Origin of the sequence: Streptomyces sp. NPDC001401, assembly GCF_042895385.1 — a bacterium.
Lineage (GTDB): Bacteria > Actinomycetota > Actinomycetes > Streptomycetales > Streptomycetaceae > Streptomyces.
The window spans coordinates 348,323-369,824 of sequence record NZ_JBIAWI010000007.1 but is presented as its reverse complement, the minus strand read 5'-3'; the positions used below and the strand labels follow the sequence as shown (position 1 = coordinate 369,824).

At 69.6% G+C, this 21,502-nt stretch carries 19 protein-coding genes and 2 pseudogenes; 8 read left to right on the top strand and 13 right to left on the bottom strand.

The annotated features are described in order from the left end of the window. Window position 1: 1 nt before the first annotated feature. The 3 genes from ACFY10_RS25110 to ACFY10_RS25100 all read right to left on the bottom strand — a co-directional run bounded on the left by ACFY10_RS25110 (window position 2) and on the right by ACFY10_RS25100 (window position 3,007). The gene (locus ACFY10_RS25110) at window positions 2–1,657 is read right to left on the bottom strand and encodes a sigma-70 family RNA polymerase sigma factor (RefSeq protein WP_390667434.1); all 1,656 of its coding nucleotides are present in this window, start codon (window positions 1,655–1,657) and stop codon (window positions 2–4) included. A gap of 311 nt (window positions 1,658–1,968) precedes the next feature. Further along, complete coding sequence (locus tag ACFY10_RS25105) at window positions 1,969–2,340, bottom strand: hypothetical protein (RefSeq protein ID WP_390667433.1); 372 nt, start codon at window positions 2,338–2,340, stop codon at window positions 1,969–1,971. Between the two features lie 7 nt (window positions 2,341–2,347). After that, window positions 2,348–3,007: an alcohol dehydrogenase catalytic domain-containing protein gene (locus ACFY10_RS25100; RefSeq protein ID WP_390667432.1), complete on the bottom strand. Its 660-nt coding sequence runs from the start codon at window positions 3,005–3,007 to the stop codon at window positions 2,348–2,350. A 211-nt stretch (window positions 3,008–3,218) separates the two neighbouring features. On the opposite strand from ACFY10_RS25100, the gene ACFY10_RS25095 reads away from it, so the two are divergent. Then, the gene (locus ACFY10_RS25095) at window positions 3,219–3,626 is read left to right on the top strand and encodes a hypothetical protein (RefSeq protein ID WP_390667431.1); all 408 of its coding nucleotides are present in this window, start codon (window positions 3,219–3,221) and stop codon (window positions 3,624–3,626) included. Window positions 3,627–4,187: 561 nt separating this feature from the next. Here the strand turns inward: ACFY10_RS25095 and ACFY10_RS25090 are convergent. Next, complete coding sequence (locus ACFY10_RS25090; protein WP_390667430.1) at window positions 4,188–4,355, bottom strand: hypothetical protein; 168 nt, start codon at window positions 4,353–4,355, stop codon at window positions 4,188–4,190. A gap of 500 nt (window positions 4,356–4,855) precedes the next feature. Here ACFY10_RS25090 and ACFY10_RS25085 point away from each other — a divergent pair, with 500 nt between their 5' ends. Beyond that, the gene (locus ACFY10_RS25085; RefSeq protein WP_390667429.1) at window positions 4,856–5,920 is read left to right on the top strand and encodes a LacI family DNA-binding transcriptional regulator; all 1,065 of its coding nucleotides are present in this window, start codon (window positions 4,856–4,858) and stop codon (window positions 5,918–5,920) included. Here the strand turns inward: ACFY10_RS25085 and ACFY10_RS25080 are convergent. The 4 genes from ACFY10_RS25080 to ACFY10_RS25065 are packed head-to-tail and all read right to left on the bottom strand — an operon-like array spanning window position 5,883 to window position 10,510. Next, window positions 5,883–7,274, bottom strand: a complete 1,392-nt coding sequence (locus ACFY10_RS25080) for a glycoside hydrolase family 32 protein (RefSeq protein WP_390667428.1) — start codon at window positions 7,272–7,274, stop codon at window positions 5,883–5,885. The genes ACFY10_RS25085 and ACFY10_RS25080 overlap by 38 nt on opposite strands. After that, window positions 7,271–8,125 carry a carbohydrate ABC transporter permease gene (locus ACFY10_RS25075; RefSeq protein ID WP_390667427.1) on the bottom strand — a complete coding sequence of 285 codons (855 nt, stop codon included), beginning with the start codon at window positions 8,123–8,125 and terminating at the stop codon, window positions 7,271–7,273. The genes ACFY10_RS25080 and ACFY10_RS25075 overlap by 4 nt, the downstream gene beginning before the upstream one ends. A 13-nt stretch (window positions 8,126–8,138) precedes the next feature. Then, complete coding sequence (locus ACFY10_RS25070) at window positions 8,139–9,104, bottom strand: carbohydrate ABC transporter permease (protein WP_390667426.1); 966 nt, start codon at window positions 9,102–9,104, stop codon at window positions 8,139–8,141. Further along, on the bottom strand, window positions 9,101–10,510 hold the full coding sequence (locus ACFY10_RS25065) for an extracellular solute-binding protein (protein WP_390667425.1): 1,410 nt from the start codon (window positions 10,508–10,510) through the stop codon (window positions 9,101–9,103). The genes ACFY10_RS25070 and ACFY10_RS25065 overlap by 4 nt, the downstream gene beginning before the upstream one ends. Before the next feature lie 151 nt (window positions 10,511–10,661). On the opposite strand from ACFY10_RS25065, the gene ACFY10_RS25060 reads away from it, so the two are divergent. After that, the gene (locus ACFY10_RS25060) at window positions 10,662–12,263 is read left to right on the top strand and encodes a glycoside hydrolase family 32 protein (RefSeq protein WP_390667424.1); all 1,602 of its coding nucleotides are present in this window, start codon (window positions 10,662–10,664) and stop codon (window positions 12,261–12,263) included. A 425-nt stretch (window positions 12,264–12,688) separates the two neighbouring features. On the opposite strand, the gene ACFY10_RS25055 is transcribed toward ACFY10_RS25060, so the two are convergent. Then, window positions 12,689–13,183, bottom strand: coding sequence for a hypothetical protein (locus ACFY10_RS25055; RefSeq protein WP_390667423.1), 495 nt, complete (start codon window positions 13,181–13,183; stop codon window positions 12,689–12,691). Window positions 13,184–13,283: 100 nt separating this feature from the next. On the opposite strand from ACFY10_RS25055, the gene ACFY10_RS25050 reads away from it, so the two are divergent. Next, window positions 13,284–14,180: an aminoglycoside phosphotransferase family protein gene (locus ACFY10_RS25050; protein ID WP_390667422.1), complete on the top strand. Its 897-nt coding sequence runs from the start codon at window positions 13,284–13,286 to the stop codon at window positions 14,178–14,180. Between the two features lie 261 nt (window positions 14,181–14,441). Here ACFY10_RS25050 and ACFY10_RS25045 read toward each other — a convergent pair. Continuing rightward, window positions 14,442–14,591: pseudogene (locus ACFY10_RS25045) on the bottom strand (IS5/IS1182 family transposase); the annotation flags it as partial. Beyond that, a complete protein-coding gene (locus ACFY10_RS25040; protein WP_390667421.1) occupies window positions 14,588–15,640 on the bottom strand; it encodes an RNA polymerase subunit sigma-70 in 1,053 nt (350 codons plus the stop codon). The gene ACFY10_RS25040 and the pseudogene ACFY10_RS25045, both read right to left, overlap by 4 nt. A gap of 185 nt (window positions 15,641–15,825) precedes the next feature. On the opposite strand from ACFY10_RS25040, the gene ACFY10_RS25035 reads away from it, so the two are divergent. Both ACFY10_RS25035 and ACFY10_RS25030 read left to right on the top strand, forming a co-directional pair. After that, window positions 15,826–16,125, top strand: a complete 300-nt coding sequence (locus tag ACFY10_RS25035) for a hypothetical protein (protein ID WP_390667420.1) — start codon at window positions 15,826–15,828, stop codon at window positions 16,123–16,125. After that, window positions 16,122–17,615 carry an MFS transporter gene (locus ACFY10_RS25030; RefSeq protein WP_390667419.1) on the top strand — a complete coding sequence of 498 codons (1,494 nt, stop codon included), beginning with the start codon at window positions 16,122–16,124 and terminating at the stop codon, window positions 17,613–17,615. The genes ACFY10_RS25035 and ACFY10_RS25030 overlap by 4 nt, the downstream gene beginning before the upstream one ends. Window positions 17,616–17,834: 219 nt before the next feature. On the opposite strand, the pseudogene ACFY10_RS25025 reads toward ACFY10_RS25030, so the two are convergent. Continuing rightward, a pseudogene (locus tag ACFY10_RS25025) lies at window positions 17,835–18,064 on the bottom strand (hypothetical protein); the annotation flags it as partial. A 234-nt stretch (window positions 18,065–18,298) separates the two neighbouring features. Here ACFY10_RS25025 and ACFY10_RS25020 point away from each other — a divergent pair. Beyond that, window positions 18,299–20,113 (top strand): M14 family zinc carboxypeptidase, encoded by a 1,815-nt coding sequence (locus ACFY10_RS25020; protein ID WP_390667418.1) that lies wholly within the window; start codon window positions 18,299–18,301, stop codon window positions 20,111–20,113. Window positions 20,114–20,181: 68 nt separating this feature from the next. Beyond that, window positions 20,182–20,808: a nucleotidyltransferase family protein gene (locus tag ACFY10_RS25015; RefSeq protein WP_390667417.1), complete on the top strand. Its 627-nt coding sequence runs from the start codon at window positions 20,182–20,184 to the stop codon at window positions 20,806–20,808. A 206-nt stretch (window positions 20,809–21,014) separates the two neighbouring features. Here ACFY10_RS25015 and ACFY10_RS25010 read toward each other — a convergent pair whose 3' ends face one another. Further along, on the bottom strand, window positions 21,015–21,452 hold the full coding sequence (locus ACFY10_RS25010) for a hypothetical protein (RefSeq protein ID WP_390667416.1): 438 nt from the start codon (window positions 21,450–21,452) through the stop codon (window positions 21,015–21,017). Between the last annotated feature and the right edge of the window lie 50 nt (window positions 21,453–21,502).

The following is a 21,502-nucleotide window of genomic DNA, read 5'->3' as shown; positions in this document are numbered from 1 at the left end:
GTCAGAGCTTGGCCCCGAAGTCCTGCGTCCACCAGGGCCCGCCCGACCCGTTGTGGATACCCACGCCGATGTCCTTGAACGAGCAGTTGAGGATGTTGGCGCGGTGGCCGGGGCTGTTCATCCAGGACTCCATCACCGCCTCCGGCGTCTGCTGCCCCTGGGCGATGTTCTCCCCGTACGTCGACCAGCGGTAGCCGGCGGCGGTGATGCGCTGCCCGGGGTCGGCGCCGTCCGGATTGGTGTGGTCGAAGAAGTGACGGGCGGCCATGTCGTCGGAGTGGCCCTGCGCGGCCTTCTCCAGTTGCGGGTCCTCGGTGAGCGCACCGCAACCGGCCGCCGCTCGCTCCTTGTTGACCAGCGCGACCACCTGTGTGACGGCGTCCGACGGCGTCGACGACGCCTCGGGCGTGCTGCTCGGCGTCCGGGACGGGCGGGCGGATGGGCGGGGAGCCGGCGCGTCCTTCTTCGTGGGACGCGGGGTCTTGGAAGGGCTCGCCTTCTTCGTAGGTGACGCGGACGGCGAGGCAGACCTGGAAGCCGACGGAGGGGTCTCGACGGCACTGGATTCCGACAGGTCCGCGACGGGGGCGCCCGCGGTGCGCTCGGCGCTCGCCCCTTCGGTGCCGGTCCCGGGGTCCGTACCGAAGTACCAGAGGCCGCCGCCCGCCACACACGCCGCCACGACCGCACCCCCGACGGCCCGGCGCCGGTTGCGCCGACGTCGGCGCACCTCGCTCCGCGATGTCGCCCGGCCGCGCGCGGCACGGTGTCCGGCGCCCGGACCCGATCCGGTACGGCTTCCGGAGATGCCGGACGACCGCGTCCCCGCGTCGGCCACAGTCATCCCGGCCTCAGCCATGCCTCCGCAGGCGGCACGCACACTCGCCAGCAGCGAGGGCGCCACAGCAACCAGCGCCAGCCCGGCCAGTAGCCCCTCCACCGGCATCAGCCCGCTCCACAGGCCGGAGCAGCGCCCGCAGCCACGGGCGTGCCGGGCTATTCGTTTACGCCACAACGCCGAGGGCCGGCCGTCCCAAGTGCCCAGCATGCCGCGCAGTTCGAAGCACGGCGGCTGGGCGTCGAGCGCCCGCACCACCACCCGGGCCGCCTCCAGCTGCGCCTTCATCCGCTGCACCCGTACCGCGGTGTGCTGCGCCGACAACTCCAGGGCGGCAGCCACCTCGGCCCGGGTCAGCTCGCCGGCGCACTCCAGCCACCACAGCGACAGCAGTCCCCGATCGTCCGGCTCCAGCCAGCGAGTGGCCCGCGCGGTCTCCTGACGCTGGCCGGAGAGCTGAAGCTGCACAAGGGTCAGATCCACGAAGTCGGCCCCCGGATCCGCGAGTTCCTCGGCCTCCTCCACTGCGCCCGGCGCGAACTGCCGATCCTGCCAGTGCTTGCGGATCTCGTTCATCGCGATCGCCACGAGCCAGGAACGGAAACTCTCGGGAGTACGCAGACCGCCCAGCCCGTCCAGGGCACGGAGCATGGTTTCCTGCACCACGTCGTCGACATCGACCGAGCCGTTCAGCGCCCGCCCCACGATGTTGTAGACCAGCGGGAGATACGCACTGACCAGGGCGTCCTGAGCCCCCGGGTCGCCCCCTCGGGCAGCGGTCACCAGTGCCACCGGCTCCACCGTGCGCTCTGTACTCATGAAAAGCTTCCCGTCCTCGACGCCGAACGATCCTGCCCGATACCTGGGAGACCGGTGGGTGAGTCTCGGATAACAGTTCTTCGGACACATGCTCCACGAGACGTTCACAGCGCCGGGACGGGACCTTCGCTTTCTACGGCACGGGGGCGTGGGCAACCCATCGGAACCGGCGGCAATGGCCGCCCGATGGCCGAACTCCTGAAGCCCCGGGTCCGGGGCTGGGCGGAACCCGCCGGGCCGGCTGATCGTTCAACAGCTGTTGACGGCCCGGGCGGCGCGTCAGGTACGGCACGGCTGTCCGGCCCGATGCCTCACGGCGGCGGCCCGAAGTCCGGGGGTGGCGTCGTGGCGATCGCCTCGATGTGACGCGAGACCTCATCGGGCAGCAGCTCCAGCGGCAGCGGTCGCCCCGGCTCGGGCGGCCCCGCCTCTTTGAACGTCCTCGCGAACAGCGGTGCCGGCCCCTGGATCGCCATGCTGTTGCCGTGCATGGCCGTGACGTCGAAGCCGTGGTCGACAAACCAGTCGCGGACGGCGGCCACGGCCGCCTGCTCAGGGAGCATCGCGGCAACACTCTCCGCGGTCGCGGGCCCCGCACTGGCCCCGCCTGCGGGGCGCAGGACGACGAGCGCGCTGAGCGCTCCCGCCCCGTCCCCCGCAGGCGGCCGTTCTCCTGTGCTCATACGAGGGTCAGCCCTCTTTCTTGGCCGGCTCGGCCGACTGCGCCAGCACGGGTGCCCCGGAGATCGCCGTAAGGTCGCCGTGGCCCCAACTGGTGGTGCCGCCGAGGTAGTAGAGCTCGTGCACGTGACCATCGGTACCCCGATAGACCACCCGCGCGCACGGGTCCTGACCGGCGACCTCGGTCACGTACGCGGTCGGCGTGCTCGCCGAGAGCGCCGCGCCGGTGAGCGCGGTGAGATCGGCGCGTCCCCAGGACGTGCCGCCGTAGGCGGTTATGAACTTCATCCACGCCGAGGCGGCCTCCTCGAAGGACAGGTGCTCGGAGTGGGCGACGACGGCGTGGGCGGGGGCGAGGACCGCTTCGCCGTGCATGGGGTAGTCCGTCATGGTGAAGGACGGCACCACACTGACCGCATCGCCCACGCCGAAGCCGGTGACACCGGCTCCGACGGACTCGATCACCCTGGCCGCCTCGTATCCGACGCCCGAGGGGAAGACCGGGTCGATGCCGTACTCGCCCCGGCGAGGCATCGACTCCGCCCGGTTCAGCCCCAACGCCCGGGTACGGATGAGGAGTTCGCCCGGTGCGGGCGCCGGGTCGGGTATCTCCTCCCGGCGCAGGACCTCAGGTCCGCCGACCTCATGGAAGCGGACGGCTCGGCTCACGATGTGACTCCTTGGTGCTCTGAGAAGAGGGTGCTGACCGCGGCCGGGCGATGCGACCCTCTTGGCGACGAACACGGGTGTGCCCAGCGTCGCTCCAATCTTGAGGAGTGACGCTCGAGTGAATGTCTCGCTGGAGGTGCCGGGCGTAATTCGCTACCTTCCGTTGCATCTGTAGCCAATTGTTCCTTGTGTGGAGGAGAACTTGACGTCCATGAGGAACGCTGCAGCCACCGCGGCGATCGCTGTTGTCGCGCTGGCCGGCGCGTCCGTGACAGCCGGCGCAACAGGCACATCCAACGACGCCCAGGCCCAGGCCACCAACGTTGACGGGCGAACCATCCAGGAGAGCGCCCCGCTCGAGCATTCGCTGCTCGACTTCGTCCAGCGCGCCTCGTCCCCCGATGAGAGCGAGATGGGGCTGGCCTGCTTCAACGGGCGCACCGACGGCGGCCGAAACGTCTACCTGACCTGCGACAGCCACACGTACCCGGTGTATGTGGACTGCACCGACGGCCGCCACGAGTTCCGGCGCTCCTACTCCGGCCGGTGGGACTTCCGCCTGACGTGCCCTGCGGGAACACGAGCGGTGTGGGGCGGCAGCTGGTTCGGGCATGCGTAGTTCGCAACTGATCATTTCGGCATGACTTGCGGACCGCGGACCGCCGGACCGAAACCGCCGGGCCGAAGGGCGGAGTCGGCTACCCCCTCTCCGCCCTCGACGTCATCCTTCAAGCGTCATGTACAGGCCCCCGCATCGAGTGATCAGGGCGGCGCCGACGCCGCGGCAACGAGCGGCAGCCATCCGCGTCGACATGTGGCCAGCTTCCTTACAGCGCAAGGGTTACGTTCGAGCAGCTGGAGTGGGAGTTGGCACGCGGGCCGTTGACCCGCGGTTTCGCCGACCGGCGCTGGACGCCGGCGCGAATCAAGACGTGATCTGGCAGGCGCGGTCCAACACAGTCCTGGCCTCGGCGACGGTCCGGGCGGAGTCACGTTTGTACCCGGCGAATTCTCGCAGGCCACACGCCGCTTACGCCGCCCGCTACCTCTTCGTCGCCAGCGCTGACCTGCTCGCCGAGGCGCCGGCCAGGGCCGACCACCGGGAACTCCGCCCCAGCTGGCTCCGATTGATCGACAACGGTCAGGGCTTCGGGCACAGAAGCGATTGAAGCGCGGCGGGTCAGAGCGGCACCGGGGAGTCGTCGCCCTCCAGGATCCAGCCCGCCCAGTAGCGGGGCTCCGGTTGCCCGGCTTTGACCTCCAGCTGCGCCGTCCGCAGCGCCTCGCCGGGCGTGCCTGGACTGTTCCCGCGAACGCGGGAGGGCTGGGAAGAGATCCGCGAAGTCAAGATCGTCACCGTCAGCGGACTGCGCTTCCCGCATGCCCGCCAGGTGGTGCGCATCCGCCGCAAGCGCCGCCGCATCGGCGAGAAGGAGCGGCAGGCCGAGACGGCCTACGCTGTCACCGGTCTGCGCGCCGAGCAGGCCACCGCGAAGAAGATCGCGGCTCGGGCACGCGCGCACCGGGTCATCGAGAACACCGTCCACCGGACCAAGGACGTCACCTTCAGCGAAGGCGCCAGTCAGGTCCGCCACCGCAGCCCGGTCGTCGTGAGCGGCTTGCGCGGTCCGGCCCGCGCTACCCTCCACCGGGCCGGTGGGTCGGCATCGCCGGCGGATGACGTGCTTACGTCCAGTCCGAAGCGGTCCCCGCACTCCGGGGAATCCGGTGATCGAATCGGACGCCCACGCCGCGGCGCCCTGAGGATCTCCCGTGTGCCGTGGCGCTCCCCGCGGATAGGGTGGACAGTGATCGACAGGGACGGGCTGGGCGAGGGCGGCGGACGGCGTGGGCGGTGCCGAGGAGAGCAGGAGCACGGGCACCGGGCGCCCGACGTCACGGGACGTCGCCCGGCTCGCCGGCGTGTCGCACACCGCGGTGTCCTTCGTGTTCAACGGCCGAGCCGAGGGCAACCTCTCGCCCGCCACCCAGGAACGCATCCGGCAGGCCGCGGCCCGGCTGGGCTACCGCCCCGACCCGGTGGCCCGCGGTCTGCGCCGTCGCCGTACGGCCGTGATCGGGCTGGTCACCGATGAGATCGCGTCCTCGCCGTTCGCCGGTCGGCTGCTGCGCGGCGCCATGGAGACCGCCTGGGGCAGCGACCATCTCGTCCTCACCGTCGACTCCGGCGGTGACCCGGCCAAGGAGGACGCGGCCGTCGCGGAACTGCTCGACCGGCGCGTGGACGGCATCATCTACGCGGCCATGTCACTGCGCCGGGTCCGCGTCCCTGAGGGCCTGCACCGCACCCACTCCGTGCTGGCCAACTGCCTGCCCGAGGACGACTCCCTGCCCGCCGTGGTCCCCGCCGAGCGCGCCGGTGGCCGTACCGCGGCCCGGCTGCTGCTCGGTGCGGGCCACCGCCGGCTCGCCGTGATCGGCGGTCTGGACGACATCGCCTCGGTGGAACGTACCCGCGGCTTCCGGGACGCGCTGCGCGCCGAGGGCGTCACCGTGCCCGCGGAGTGGATCGTGCGCGGCGGCGGGGAGATCTCCGCGGGATACGCGGGGGCGCTGCGCCTGCTCGACGGGGTCGAGCCGGGCCGTCGCCCCACTGGCGTCCTGTGCTACAACGACCGGGTCGCGGCGGGTGTCCTGCACGCCGCGACCCGGCTCGGGATCGACGTGCCCGCCGATCTGTCCGTGGTCGGTTACGACGACCAGGAGCACATGGCCGCGTTCCTCACACCGCCGCTCACCTCGGTCGCGCTGCCGCACCGGGCGATGGGCGAGGTGGCGGCCCGGCTGCTCCTGGACGCCATCGAAGCCGGCCGTACGCCGCCCGCGACCGTCCGGCGCCTGGCCTGCCCTGTGGTCAGCCGCGCCTCCGTGGGTCCGGCGCCCACCCGGTGACCCGGGCACCCGGCCCGTCGACGACCAGCTCGGCGATGTCGCCGGGGCGCCGGTAGACGCGCTCGGTGACCATGGCCCGTTCCGCGACGAAGAGTTCGAGGAGCGAGCCGTCGACGAGCAGCCGGAGCGCGAGTTCCGGCCCCTTCGGCACGTGCACGGTGATCGGGGCGGAGCCTTCCCTGCCGGTCCGGGGCCAGGCGCTGCGGTCGAGGACGACGGTCCCCGAGCCAGGGTCCGCCCGGACGGTCAGCTCCCGGCCCGCCGCGCCCCGGAGCAGGCTTACCGTGGTCGGTTCACATGCGGTGACCGTCAGGTCGTACGTATGTGGAAGCGGAACCCGACCCGGCGCGGTGACGAACGGCTCGGCCGGGCGCAGCAGGTCGAGTTCCGGGGCCGGACTCACACGCAGTGAACCGTCGGGGTGGATGTCGACGACCCGTGGCGCGGTGAGTACGCCTGCCCATCCCGCCCGGTGCGTCTCCTCCTGCGGGCGGGCCTCCCACGACCAGCCCCACAGCAGTGCGCGGTCCGGCTCCTGGAGCACGGCGGGAGCGTAGAAGTCCCGCCCCTGGTCGAGCCGGCCACCGGCGCGCGGAACATACCTCAACGCGCCCTGGCCATCGGCTTGCAGACGGCCGGTCAGGTATCCGGTGGAGCAGGGATCTCCGTCCCACAACGACACCAGAAGCACGTACTCGCCGCCTGCTGTCCGGTACAGGTGCGGGCACTCCCAGCCCACCGACTTGTCGCCGAACACACCCACGGCCACCGGGTCCTTGCCGTCCAGCAGCACACCGGCGAACCGCCAGTCGGTCAGGTCGTCGCAGTCGTAGAGCAGGACCGACGGCGTGCCGTCGGCGTGCCCGGCACCGACGAGGGCCCAGCGCCTGTCCGCGCAGCGGAAGACGAACGGGTCGCGGAACATCACCACGTCCAGTCCCGGCGGCGGCCCTGCCACCACCGGCGTCGGCAGCGGCTTCCACTCGGTCAGCCGCTCGTCGTCCGGGTCCGCCGCCCGCGCCAGGCAGATGGTGCCGAGTCCGGCGTGGGCACGGTCGACTCCCGTGTATACGGCGGTCGGTGTGCCGGCGTCGTCGATCACGCAGCCCGACCAGCAGCCGGCCTCGTCGGGGCCGCCGGGCGTCGGGGTGAGCGCGATCGGGTGGTGCTCCCAGTACGCGAGGTCGGCGCTGGAGGCATGACCCCAGTGGACGTTCGCGTGCACCGGTGCGTCGGGGTTGTGCTGGTAGAAGAGGTGGTAGCGGTCCTGCCAACGGAACGGCCCATTGGGGTCGTTGATCCAGCCGACGGGCGGACGGACCCTGAAACGCGGCGCGTTGGGGTCATTGCTCAACGGTTGACTCCTGCGGACGTGATGCCCTCGCGCAGAGGGCGCTGGCCGACGACGAACACGGCGACGGCGGGGAGCATCGAGAGCACGACCCCGGCCAGGACCACCGAGATCGACCCGGTGCCGAGGTTGCCCTGCAGGGAGACCAGACCCAGCGGAAGCGTGTAGTTCTGGCTGGAGGTCTCCAGGATCAGCGGGCGGAAGAACTCGTTCCAGTGGTAGTTGAAGGCCAGCACGCCGACGATCGCCAGGCCGGGTGTGGCCAGCGGCGCGTACACCGAGCGGAAGATCCGCCAGGGCCCCGCGCCGTCCAGCATGGCCGCCTCGCCCAGGTCCTTCGGCATACCGAGGAAGTACTGGCGCATCAGGAAGGTGCCGAAGGCCGTCGGGAAGGCCGGGATGATCAGGCCGAGGAGCGTGTCGGTGAGGCCCATCGACTTCAGCACCAGGAATACCGGCACGATGGTGACCTGCAACGGCACCATCATGGTCGCCAGGACCAGGCCGAAGAGGGGCTTCTTGAGACGGAACTCCAGGCGCGCGAAGGCGTATCCGGCCAGGCCCGCCGTGATCATCTGGCCGACGGCGATCAGTGCCGTCACCAGGGTGGAGTTCAGGGCAAGCAGCCACACGTCGATCTGCTGGAAGACCCCGCGGTAGGCCGCGGTCGTCGGGTGCGCCGGGATGATCTGCGGGGGCAGGTCGAAGGACTGGGCCGGAGTGCGCAGTGAGGTGGCGACGGTCCAGATGACCGGGCCCAGCGTCAGCAGGGCGCACACGGTCAGTCCGGCGATTCGGGCCCAGGGGGTGAGTGAGTGACGTACGCGGCTCAGGGTCAAGGTTGCTTGGCTCATGCGGCTCACCGGCTCACTGGTAGTGGACGAAACGCCGGCTGAGCCGGAACTGGAGGGCGGTGACCGCCATGATCAGCACGAAGAGCAGCACGCCCACCGCGGATGCCTCGCCGAAGTCGAGCTGCTCGAAGGCCCTCTCGTAGATCACCATCACCACGGTGCGGGTGGCGTCGCCGGGTCCGCCGTCGGTGAGGACGTAGGGCTGTTCGAAGACCTGCAGGGCATTGATGATGCCGACCACCGACGCGACGAGCAGCGTCGGCGACAGCAGCGGCAGCGTGATGCCGAGGTGCTTGCGCAGGCCGGTCGCGCCGTCGAGAGCGGCGGCCTCGTGGATCTCCTTGGGGATGTTGTTCAGACCGCCGACGAACAGCAGGAACGAGAAACCGAACTGCTGCCAGACGTAGACCAGGATCACCGTGGCCATCGCCGCGTGCTCCGAGGTCAGCCAGGGCACGGGCGCGACGCCGACCAGGCCGATCAGCCAGTTCACCACCCCGAAGTCCTGGTTGAACAGGTACTTCATCACCACCGAGATCGAAGCGGCGGACAGCACCAGCGGGAAGAAGAACGCCGAACGGAACACCGATCGCAGCCACACCGGCATCCGCCCGTTCAGCGCGAGCGCCAGCGCCAGCGCGATCAGCAGTTGCAGCGCGACCGCGAGGACCATGAAGAGGAGCGTGTTGCGGAAGGAGACCAGGACGGTCGAGTCCGTGAAGGTCGTGCGGTAGTTGGCGCCGCCGGCGAAACGGGGCGGGTCGATCACGTTCCAGTGGAACAGGCTCAGCACGATGGACCCGATGATCGGCACGACCGTGAAGACGACGATGCCGACGACCGTGGGCGCCAGGAACAGCGCGGCCAGCAGCCGGGCGCCGCGGTCGCGGACAGAGCGCCGCACGGCGACGGCGGGCGGCGTGGCGGGCCGCGGACGTACGGCCGGGACCTGGGAGTTCGGGACCTGGGTGTTCGTCATACCTCACGCTCCATGGCCTGCTCCAGGTCGCCCTGCATCCGGCGCAGCGCGGGACCCACCGCACGCGGCGAGGCCAGCGCGGTGCCGGTGTACTTGAGCAGGACGTCGGTCACCTCGGCGACCTGCGGCGGCGCGGGGATCGGGCCGGTGTCGGGAAACCGGTCGAGGGTGTCGTAGAAGACCTGCCAGTGCGCCGGGCCGCTCGCGGCGTAGCGTGCGGCGTTCAGCATCGAACGCCGGGCCGGGGTGGTCTGGTTGCTCTGGAACAGCCGGGTCATGGTGTCCTTGCGGGCCGCGTACTTGATGAACTCCCAGGCGGCTTCCTGCTTCTTCGAGGTGCGCAGCAGCGCGTAGCCCGCCGCGCCGAACTGGTGGCGCTGGGTACGCCAGCGCGGGAAGTACTGCACGTCGTAGTCGGCGGCCCGCATGCCGGCCAGATGCAGGCCGCCCGCCCAGAATCCGCCCGCCGGTGTGACGCCGACGCGGCCGGTGGAGAACACGCCGACCAGATTGCTGCCGTTGCCGCCCTCGGGCCGGGTGCACAGGTTCTCCTGGACGAGGGAAGCGAGATAGTCGTACGCCTCCTCGACCCGGTCGGCGGTGGCCTGCGGGGTCGTCCAGCGGAAGCCCCCGCCGCGCCCCTGCCGGTCGGCGGCCGGGTAGAAGGTGTCCCACAGCCAGGAGCCGCCGGGCGCCTTCGACTCCTTCAGCAGGTTCGTGCCGTTCGCGAAGAGCCAGGGCACCACGCCGCCCCACAGCCGGTTGGTCCAGAAGTACGGCGTGAAGTGCGCATCGCCGGCACGTTTCATCTCCCGCAGCAGCGCGGTGAAGTCGTCGCGGCTCCAGTCGGCCGCCGGGAAACCCGCGCCTGCCCGTTTCAGCACCTGCTTGTTGAGGTAGATGTCGGCGGCGTTGAACTCCATCGGCAGTTGGTAGAGGTTCCCCTCGTACATCATCGACTCCACCAGCGAGGGGTGGACGTCGGCGAAGTACTCACGCAGCTGTGCCGCGTCCCGCCGCACCCAGCGGTCCAGGGGCACGCCGAGCCGCCGGGCGAACAACTGCACGCCCTCGGTGGCCACATACACCAGGTCGGGGGCGGTGCCGGCGGCGATCTGGGTGAGGATCTTCGCGAAGAAATCCGACCAGTCGACGGCCTGCACCGCGTTCACCCGCAGCGGGATGTCGGGGTGGAGCCGGTGGAAGCCCTTGGTGAGGGCGTCGACGGTGGCCGGGTCGAAGGCGGAGCCGAGAGTGGCCACGACGAGGGAGCCGTCGTCACGGCCGGGGATGTCGGCTCCCGTGAGCCGGTCCCAGCTCGCGGCGGTCGCGGCCAGCGCGGCTGCTCCGGCCCCGTATGCGCCGTACCGCAGCAGCGTGCGGCGGGGGAGGTGCGAGTCAGTCATCAAACGGGCCTAACTCGTGTTAGATCAGGGGTGATGCCCCAGATGATGTGAACCGGGCAGCGGGCATGTCAAGGGTCGGGAACGCTTGACCTTTAACGAGTTAGGTCTACAGTCCTCGTTCACACGAGCCGCATGAGAGGAACGATGTGTCATGCCCGGAACATCGGGGATTTCGTCGGGGATTTCCAGGAGATCACTGTTCGCGGGATCGGCGGCGGGCACCGCCGCCGCGCTGCTGCCCACCGCAGCGGCCACGGCCGCCCCGGAGCCCAAGCCCGGGGCCACGGCCAAGAGCAGGACCAAGTCCGCGGCGAGCGGGGCGAGTTACCGCGCCGCGTACCACTTCACGGTCCCCGACCAGTGGAAGAACGACCCGCAGCGGCCCGTCTGGATCGACGGCGAGTACCACTACTACTACCTCTACAACGCCGACTACTTCACCGGTGCCGTCGGCACGGCGTGGCGCCTGGCCACCACCAAGGACCTGGTCTCCTTCGCCGACCGCGGGGTCGCCGTGCCCAAGGACACCACGCCCAACGGCGATCTCTGGTCGGGTTCGGCGGTGGTCGACACCGGCAACACGGCCGGATTCGGCGCGGGCGCGGTCGTCGTCATCGTCACCATGTCCCCCGGCGGCGGTACCGACCACCAGGAGCAGTTCCTGTACTACTCGACCGACGGCGGTCTCACCTTCGACAACTACGGGACCGACCCCGTCCTGCCCAACCCCGGCGTCGCCGACTTCCGCGACCCCAAGGTGATCCGCGACGAGGACCGGGGCCGCTGGGTGATGGCCCTCGCCGAGAACGACAAGATCGGTTTCTACCACTCCGACGACCTCAAGTCCTGGACGTACGTGAACGGTTTCGTCCACGACGGCATCGGCGTCCTGGAGTGCCCCGACCTGTTCCGCATCACCGCCGGCGACGGCACCGTGAAATGGGTGCTCGGCGCGAGCGCCAACGGGAAGGGCTCGGGGCTGCCCAACACGTACGCCTACTGGACGGGTTCCTTCGACGGCAGCGCGTTCACCGCTGAGGCGAGTGCCCCGCAGTGGCTCGACCACGGCTGGGACTGGTACGGCGCCGTCACCTTTGAGAAGCGGGACGCGAGCGGCGCGGTCGACGCGGCTGCCCGGTACGCGATCGGATGGGTGAACAACTGGGACTACGCCAACACCACCCCCACCATCGACTGCGACGGCTTCAACGGCACCGACTCCATCGTCCGCGAGATCACCCTGAAGAAGGCATCCGACAACACCTACTACCTCGCCTCCCAGCCCGTCGCCGGCCTCGACGCGCATGTCTCCCGCACCGTGAACCTGGGCGACGTGACCGTGAACGGCACGAAGGTGCTCGACTACACCGGTATCTCCTACGAGGTGACGACCGAGATCACCTGGTCCCAACTCACCGGCGCCGGGCTCCAGTTGAGGCGCTCACCCGACGGCGGTCGGCACATCGATGCCGGGATCTACGCCAACTACGCCTTTCTGAACCGACGCAACACGGTGAACGCCGACACGTCCGGCAAGTGGCAGGAGAGCCACACCCCGTTCGACCCGTCCGCCGGCACGGTGAAGCTGCGCATCCTGGTGGACCGCACGTCGGTGGAGATGTTCGTCGACGACGGCCGCTATGTGCACACCAGCCAGGTGTTCCCGTACCTGCTGGACACCCGGCTCGCACTGTTCACGATCGGCGGCAGCGCGGTGTTCCGCAACACGGTGATACGCGAGTTCGCAGTGTAATTCTCGGTGTAAGGCTGGCCAGGGGCGCGGGTGCACACCATACGCGTGAACCCGATCGGCAACACCGGAACGGGCCGCCCGGTCCTGGAAGGATCCGCGCTCCGCCCCGCTGACGCGGCGAAGCCGAACGTCTTCCGCGTCCGGGTCGTATGGCTCATGCCGGCGAGGCTGTCCTGGCCTCCCACCGCATTCCGAGATCAAACCGGGCGAACGTGGCTCTCCCCGGACCTTGCCCCGGCGGAGCCCCTGCGCGTTGGAAGGGGAATCCGCCGCGGGCGAGTACGAGCCCCGTTCGTGAGCCGGCGAGACCCTCCCGCGCGGGGCTTGCCTGGCTCCGTGGGGCCTGATTGAGGCCGCGTTGAGGCCGCATCTGGCCGTCGGGCAAGGACAGGAACAAACCGTGGTGCTGTGGTCGATGACCATGCTCATGAGCGGTCGCCCGGCCGGCTGCAGACGGCCGGCACCGCGAGCGCGATGAACACTCCCGGCCGCACCGGGAGTGCCCACCCTCGCTCCACCAGTCGTTTCGCCTTCGATCGCAGCCCCTCGACCTTCGCCGGGATGGCCTCCAGTCCCAGCGCGACGGCCAGTTGCCGACAGCGCATGCCCTCCCGGCCCGCTTCAGATTCCAGCACCGACAAGATCCGCTGGTAGTCCGGCGCGAGGGCTGTCGCCGCCATGCCCGTCTCCCGCCGGGGCACCGTCGAACCCGTTACCGCGCTTCCCGTCGGCTCCGTGACCATCGAAGGCGGCCCGGCCGGCACCTCGGTCACTGTCACCCGGGCATCCGCCAACCGCTGAAGCTCGCGTTCGGCCTCACCGAGCACGGCCTGCACCCGCTGGGCCTCCTCCTGTAACCGCGCGATCTCCTCGCGGAACCTCTTCTCCCTGGCCTCCAGCAGACCGAGCACCGACGCCACCAGCCACCTCCACGAGCCAAACGAGCGGACGAATCACGCCCATGCTGGATCCCCCAAAGTGCAAGGTGGCCTCCGCCTACCTCAAGTACGGTGACTCGGCATGATCGAATCCGAGAATGAGATCAGCGAGGATCTGGTCCGCGACCTGCTTCGGGAACAGCATCCGGACCTGGCCGAACTGCCAATCCGCGAAGTGGCGGGCGGCTGGGGCAACCAAATGTGGCGCCTCGGTAACGAGCTGGCGATCCGGATGCAGCGGATGGACATGAGCTCCGATCTGCAGCTCAAGGAGCGCCGGTGGCTGCCGACTCTGGCCGCGCGCCTGCCGCTGCCGATTCCTGTCCCCCTACGGGACGGTGCGCCGTCCGAGCGCTTCCCCAAGATCTGGACCGTCATGACATGGGTCGAGGGCACGCCGCTGGACCACGGCTCGATCACTCGCGGCGACCACGCGGCTGAGGCGCTGGCGGGCTTCCTCAGGGCGCTGCACGTGGAGGCGCCCGCCGACGCACCGACCGCTTCGGACTTCGGCGCCCACCCCAAGGACTGCACGGACGGCTTCGAGCACTTCTTCCAGGCCGTTGCCCCTACCGACCTCGCCGACGAGATCCGTGAAGTCTGGGGCGAAGCCGTGGCGGCCCCGGGGTGGGAGGGCCCACCGGTGTGGGTACACGGCGACCTGCATCCCGCGAACGTCGTCGTCGCGGACGGGACACTGGCGGGCATCGTCGACTTCGGCGCACTCGTCGCCGGCGACCCGGCGTGGGACCTCGCGGCCGCCTGGCTGCTGCTCCCCGCGGGCGGCGCCTCACGGTTTTTCAACAGTTACGCACAGGCGGACGAGGCAGCGGTGCGACGGGCTCGCGGACTGGCCGCGATGAAGAGCCTTTTCCTGATGTTGATGGGCCAGAACGGGGACCGCGGCCTGCCCGGCGGCAAGCCGAACTGGGGGCCCGCAGGCCGGTCCGCACTTGATCGTGTCCTGAAGGGCCTTTGACGTCGGCATGGATCGACTGGGCCTCCCCGGCGGGCCATGCACTCGCTGACAGGAATGGATGCAGTCCTGGCCATTGGAACCGTCCAGACCGAGCCCCCCTCGATCCCGGTCTGCCAAGTGGCTCAGTCGGGCGGACCTGCTCGCGCTGGAGACCATGCTCCTTGGTGATGAGGAGGAGCAAGAAGTCCTCCAGCAGCGGACAGTCCGGTCATACAGCAGAGCTCCGCGTGAGCGGTCGGGGCCTGGGCGGACAGCTGGTCCTTTGCGGGTGAGTCGCCGAAGCATGATGCCGATCATCGCCCAGCGGATCATGGTCTCCGAGCGAGCGGGGCTGGTCTCGTAGTCCCGCGCCAGACGCCGGTGGGCGGTCAGCCACGACAGCGTCCGCTCTACCGCCCACCGCTTCGTCAATCTGTTTCGGGGAGGGTCCGGGGCAGGCCGAAGCGCGTCATGACGTTGGCGTTGAAGCCGGTGATGGCGGTGATCTGGTCGCGGGCGGTGCTGATGACCAGGAGGGCGTAGGCACGGTGGACACCGGCGTGGGGGTCTGCCAGGTACAAGCCGACGGCTGGCTGGCCGTTGGCGCGGGTGGGCACCACGCGGTAGGTGCGGCCGGGGCGGAAGGTGGAGGCGGCGAAGAAGCGCTGGGCTGTTTCGATGCCGCGGTATTCCAGCATGGCCGGGGGCATGGAGAGTCTCACGTCGCTGACGAGCAGTCCGATCAGGGCGTCCAGGTCGGCGCGTTCCAGGGCGTCGGTGAGCCGGGCGACGAGCCGGTGTTCGGCGGCGGTGTCGAGTTGGCGTGCAGGCCTGCGGTTGCCGGTGTCGCTGCTGCCGGTGCTGCTGGAGTCGGCGAGGTGGCTGTCGACGGTGGCGCGGGCGCGTTTGAGGGCGCTTTGGACCGATTCCTGGGTGGCATCGAGCATTTGGGCGACTTCGGCGGCGTGGTAGCCCAGGACGTCGCGGAGGACGAGCGCGGCGCGTTGGCGTGGGGGCAGCAGCTGCAGGGCGGTGATGAAGGCCAGGGAGATGGCCTCGGTGGTCTCGTAGCGGGCCTCCGGTCCGGGGCGCTGGTCGACGAGGTGGTCGAGCAGCACGTCGGGGTAGGGCTCCAACCAGGGCGGGGCGTCACTGGCGCCGGTGGGTTCGGGCAGAGTGGCCTCGGGTAGCGGCGGGGCGATCCGGGGGCGCCGGCTGTCGGCGCGCAACATGCTCAGGCACCGATTCGTCGCGATCTTGTAGAGCCAGGTCCGGAGCGAGGACTGCTGGCCGAAGTCGCCGAGGTTACGCCAGGCGGACACGAGGGTCTCCTGGAGTGCGTCCTCGGCGTCCTGCAGGGATCCCAGGATGCGGTAGCAGTGCACCTGCAACTCGTGGGAGTGGCCCTGGACCAGGTCGCGGAACGCGTTGTGGTCGCCGGCCCGAGCCCGGGCGATCAGATCCGTCGTGTCCATCTCCATCGGCATGCATCCTCGCTTTTCTGCTTTCCGCGGGGCACGTTCGGCTCGCTCAACGATAAAGACGCCGCCGGGCCCGCGAATTGGGCGGTGTCTGCGCGCCCAATTCATGGCGGTGCCGGCGTCTACCCGATTGGAGGCGGTCCCGGTCCGGGGCGCGCCCCGGACACAGAACAGGACCACAGATCATGGCCAAGTACGTTTTCTCCTTCCGTGTGCCCTCCGACTACGCACCCGACGCCGGGACGGCGGCCGAGTGGCAGGCCTGGTTCGGCGCATTGGGCTCGGCCCTGGTGGACGTCGGCAACGCGGTGACCGCTTACGCCTCGCTCGGCGAGGTCGGCGGCAGCGGCTCCCGGATGGTCGCCTACTCGGTGGTGTCCGCCGAGGACATGGACTCCGCGCTGGCGCTGGCCAAGGACTGCCCGGTGATGCGGGTCGGCGGCGGGGTCGAGGTCGGCCCCGTGATGGAAGCCGCCGGGTCGTGAGCGACGCCATCACCGGGTCGACGGCGCCGCCGGTGAGGTCGTTCCTGGCGACCGGGCGCGGCAGGGTCACGCTGGCGCTGCTGTGCGCGGTCACGTTCCTGGACGTCGTGGACGGCTCGATCGTGAACGTTGCGCTGCCGACCATCCGTACGCATCTGGGGTTCTCGGTGCAGAACCTCCAGTGGGTGGTCAGCGGCTATCTGATCACCTATGGCGGGTTCCTGCTGCTGGGCGGTCGGGCCGGGGACCTGCTGGGGCGGCGGCGGCTCCTGATCGCCGGGACCGCGCTGTTCGCGGCCTCCTCGCTGGCCTGCGGGCTGGCCGACAGCCAGGGGCTGCTGGTCGGCGCCCGGCTCGCCCAGGGTTTCGGGGCGGCGATGATGTCCCCGGCCGCGCTGTCCATCCTGACCACCACCTTCCGGGACTCCGACCGGCACAAGGCGCTGGGCGTGTGGGCCGGGATCAGCGGGCTGGCCGCCGCGGTCGGAGTGTTCTTCGGCGGGCTGCTCACCCAGGACTTCGGCTGGCGGTGGGTGTTCTTCGTGAACCTCCCGCTGTGCGCGCTGGTGCTGCTCGGGGCGTTCCGGATCCTGAAGGCCGACCACGGCCGGTCCGTGCCGGGCGGTTTCGACGCGGTCGGCGCGGTGCTGGTAACCGCGAGCATGCTGCTGCTGATCTTCACGTTGGTGAAGGCGCCGGACGAGAGCTGGGGTGCGGGACGCACCATCGGCGGGCTGGCCGCCTCGGCGGTGCTGATGGCCGCGTTCGGGGTCAATGAGCAGCGGCGCGCCCATCCGCTGGTCCCGATGTCGATCTTCCGGATCAAGGGCCTGGCCGCGGCCGACGCCACCCAGGTGATCGCCTGGGCCGGGTTCTACTCGATGTTCTTCTTCGTCACCCTGTACATGCAGAACGTCCTGGGCTACTCCCAACTGCGGACCGGGCTCTCGTATCTGCCGGTGACCGTCGGCATCGGGTTCGGCTCCACCCTGGCGACGAAGATGTTCGTGCGGACCGGTACCCGTCCGATCATCGTCTCCGGTGCGCTGCTCGCTGCCGGTGGCATCTTCTGGCTCTCCCGCATCCCGGTGGACGGCACCTATCTCGGCAACCTGCTCGCCCCGCTGGTGGTCATGGCGGCCGGGCTGGGGCTGCTGTATGCCGGTGTGCAAACGGCGGCGAACGCGGGGGTGCCGGAGGATCAGTCCGGATTGGCCGCGGCCCTGATCACCACCTCTTTCCAGCTCGGGTCAGCGCTCGGCCTGGCGGTGTTCAGCGGGATCGCGACCAGTCGCACCGGCCACCTGCTGGCCGCCCACACCCCGCCCCCGGAGGCACTCACCGCCGGATTCCGGCGGGCCCTGCTCGTCAGCGCCCTCTGCCTGGTGGCAGCCGGAGCCATCGCGCTGCGAGCCTCCAACACCCGCGGCGAACCCGCCGCCACACCAGAAACCCAACAAAACCTGGAAGCCGCCTACGACCCCGCATAACACAACAACGAAATCCCGGGATGGCGTGCAATGCCATCCCGGGATTCTCGTTACCGTTGAGTGCGCAACTATGCCCATCCTGCTCGCGCTTCCGAGCTCCACAAATTTCTCCACTGCGCTTCCTCGTTCCGAGGCTGAGAGAGGCGTCGGCCTTTGCGGGTTGCGGTCGAACCCGAACCCGGCTTGTTCCCCCCCCCGACGCCTGAGGACCATCCCCAGCTTGATGCAGCCGCGCATGGCGAGGACAGCCAGCATGAGCAGGACGGGCTCAGTGAAGCGGCTGATCATTTCCGTGTAGGTGCCCCATCTGGTGAGGTCCTGGCCATTGGAGTCAGCGTCACCTGCCCGCCGTGGGCCGGGAGGGTTCCGGTGGCGACAAGCCGGGCCCGAGTGCCGCGCAGGCCGTAGCCGGACAGTACCCAGTACCCCCACAGCAGTCCTCGTTCGCTGAATCCGGTGATGCTGGACCCGGGGGCTGTGGTGGCGATCCTGTCCTCCGCGCTCCCCTGCACCCTGGAACTGGTCGCCCTGCGGCGGGTGGCTCCCACCAACGTGCATGCTGTGACCTCCAGTTGGTCAGATTGCGAAGTGAGTTCCCCTCCACGCCGCCCAGGCTGACGCCACGCAAGATGCTTCATCCCATTGGCCGGCACTTGAGCTTTGCGTACCGAAGAGAGTTGAAAATGACCTTGCATACCCTTGCCGAACAGTCGCAATTCCGCCTGACCGGGCGTCTGGACGAAGTGGAGGCACTGTGCGCGGCTTTCGCTGAGCACTGGCCTGCGGCGGTGCGCAGCTTCGTATACGGGCAATCGGCTGAGGAACGTCCGATGCGGGCCTTGCTGGTTTCGCGCAGCGGTGCGTTCACTCCCGAGGCACTGCGTGAGCGTGGCATCCCGCTGCTGATGATCCAGGCCGGCATCCACCCGGGCGAGAGCGACGGCAAGGACGCCGGCTTCGCCGCACTGCGCGAGCTGCTGGGCGGCGAGCCGCTGATCGGGGGGACGAGCGGATCGCACATCGCGGTGCACTCACCCGAAGGCGACCCCTTGTCGCACGTCGCGATTCTCTTCGTGCCCGCCTTCAACACCGATGGCCATGAGCGGGTGGGCCGCTGGAATCGCCCGAACCAGATCGGTCCGGAAGAGACCGGCTGGCGCGCGACGGCGCACAATCTCAACCTCAACCGTGATTACACCAAGGCCGACGCACCGGAGATGCAGGCGATGGTGTCGCTGCTGCGCGACTGGGATCCGTTGGTCTGCGCGGACATGCACGTCACCGACGGCGCGGACTTCGAACCTGACGTGTCGATCCAGGTCGAGCCGGTCCACCTGGGTGACCCGCTCCTGCACGCCGGCGGAGTGGCACTACGCGATGCGCTGCTCGGCAAGCTGGCCGCGCAGGGTTCGCTGCCGTTGCCGTTCTACCCGTTGCCGGTGGTGGAGGACGATCCTGCCTCCGGCTTCCAGGTCACGGCTTACTCGCCGCGCTACTCGACCGGCTACTTCCCGACCCGCAACCGGTACACGGTGCTCGTCGAGACACACTCCTGGAAGGACTACGCCACCCGCGTGCGGGTCAGCCGCAACGCGATCGTCGGCCTGGCCGAACTCGTGGCCGAGCACAGCACCGAATGGGGCGCAGCCGTGCGCGAGGCCGACCGGCGCGCGAGCCGTCTGGGCGGCGAGAACGTCGTTCTGGACGTCGTGGTCGACCAGCGCAACATGCCCTGTGACGCCGAGGGCAGCTCGCCCTCAACACGGGAGGCAGCAACCACCATCGAGTTCCGCGGGTACGCCTACACCCGCGAACTGTCCCCGATCTCGGGTGAGCCGGTCACCGTCTACGACCCCGCAACCCCGCAGATCTGGCGCGTGCCCTATCGCGGCAGTGTGGTCCCGTCACTCACCGTGCGTGCACCGCGCGGCGGCTACCTGGTGCCGAGGGCGTATGCGCCGCTGATCGCCGACAAGCTGGCCCTGCACGGGGTGGACCACCAGACGCTGGAGCACGGCGTCGACGGCCTGGAGACCGAGGTGTTCCGCGCGACCGGCATGCGGTTCTCGTCCGCCCCGTTCGAGGGCCGCATGCAGCTCGTACTCCAAGGGGCCTGGCACTTGGAGGCGCAGTCACTGCCTGCCGGCAGCCTGTTCGTGCCGATCGCCCAGCCGGGAGCGAGGCTCCTGATGGCACTGCTGGAGCCGCAGGCCCCCGACTCGCTGGCTGCGTGGGGATTCTTCAACGCCCGCTTCGAGCACAAGGAATACGTCGAGCCCTACGTCACCGAAATCTTCGCCGGGCAGATGCTGGAGCAGAACCCGACGCTGGCCGGGGAGTTCCGGCGCAAGCTGTCGGAGGATCCGACGTTCGAGGCCGATCCGGATGCGCGCCGCGAATTCTTCCGGCGTCGGCATTCATCGTGGGACGCCCGCTTCGCGATGTATCCCATCCTGCGCATTGACGCCTGCGCGATGCTGCCACAGGATGCGCGTTGAGCTGCACCGCAGGGGCCCTTGAGGCAGATCCGGCCCGTCCGGCGGGCGAGCTGTGGTAGGCAGGGCTGATGATCAGCCGACTCCCTCTCGACCAGCAACTTGAGTCCCTGCGTGCGGTGTTGTCCCGTAACGACACGTTGACGGAGGTGCTGGCGCGGGCCGCGACGCTGGATCTGCCCGGGTGGTATGTGACGGCCGGCTGCCTGTTCCAGACCGTGTGGAACGTCATCACGGGCAGGCCACCGACCAACGGCATCAAGGACTACGACATCTTCTACTTCGACAGCGGCGACCTGTCCTGGGAGGCCGAAGACACCGTGATCAAGGCCGGACGGGAGGTCTTCGGCGGCCTGCCCGCGGAGGTGGAGATCCGCAACGAAGCGCGAGTTCACCTCTGGTATCAGGGCAAGTTCGGCGTCTCGTGCCCGCCGTATGACTCCACTGAGGCGGCGATCGACAGTTTCGCCGCGACGACCTGCTGCCTCGGAGTACGAGTGGAAGTGAACGGCCGGTGGCGCGTGTACGCTCCGCACGGCCTGTCGGACGTGTTCAACCTCGTCGTCCGGCCGAACCCGGTGCTTGCCCCGCGGGCGGTTTATGAGACCAAGGCGGCGCGGTGGCGGGAGCATTGGCCGGAGCTGACTGTTCTGGACTGGCCCTCCATGAGTGTCACGCCGGCCTCGTCCGTCGACTGACGTCGGCGGCCCAGTCCCCAGCGTATGCCTGCTGCGACTGGACGGTGAGTTGGCTGATGATGACGATCTTCTGTGCGTAGAGGATCAGTGGCAGGCCCGCGACCCGGTTCGGGGCCGGCAGTGTGTCGTCGTTGAGGAGGCGTCGGGCGTCGGCCTGTCATTTCTTGCTGTCGGCGGTCGCGCGCTTGGCCGGGAACGCGGCACCCTTACTCCCCGATCACCAACCGTTCCAGAGCCGCCCGCGCCCGCGCGTCCGATTGGGCACGGGCCGCGATCGCGCCCGCGAGCTCCCGCACCCACTCGTCGAGCGCCACGGGGCGCCGCGAGAGCACCACGCCGCGGACCTCGTTGCACACCTCGCCCTTGGGATGCCCACCCGCCAGGTTGAGCACGAGACGCTGCTCGCCGAGGAAGACCTCGACCCGTTCCACGCGGCCGTCGCGCCCCGCGAGCCGGTCGGCCATGCCCCGCTTTCGCTGGACGGCGACGGAATCCGCGGGCAGCGCATCGGCGAGTGTCCCGGTGAGCACCTGGGCGTAGACCTGCAGATCGGCGGCGTCCCTGCGCAGCGCGGCCGTCAGCAGGTCGATGGAGTCTGTCTCCCCGCCGGGCTCGAACGGAACGGGGTCGTTTGGCGAGCTCATCGCGGGGCCTCTCGTGGTGTGTGGTTGCTCCAAGTCTGCTGGGCCGGGCG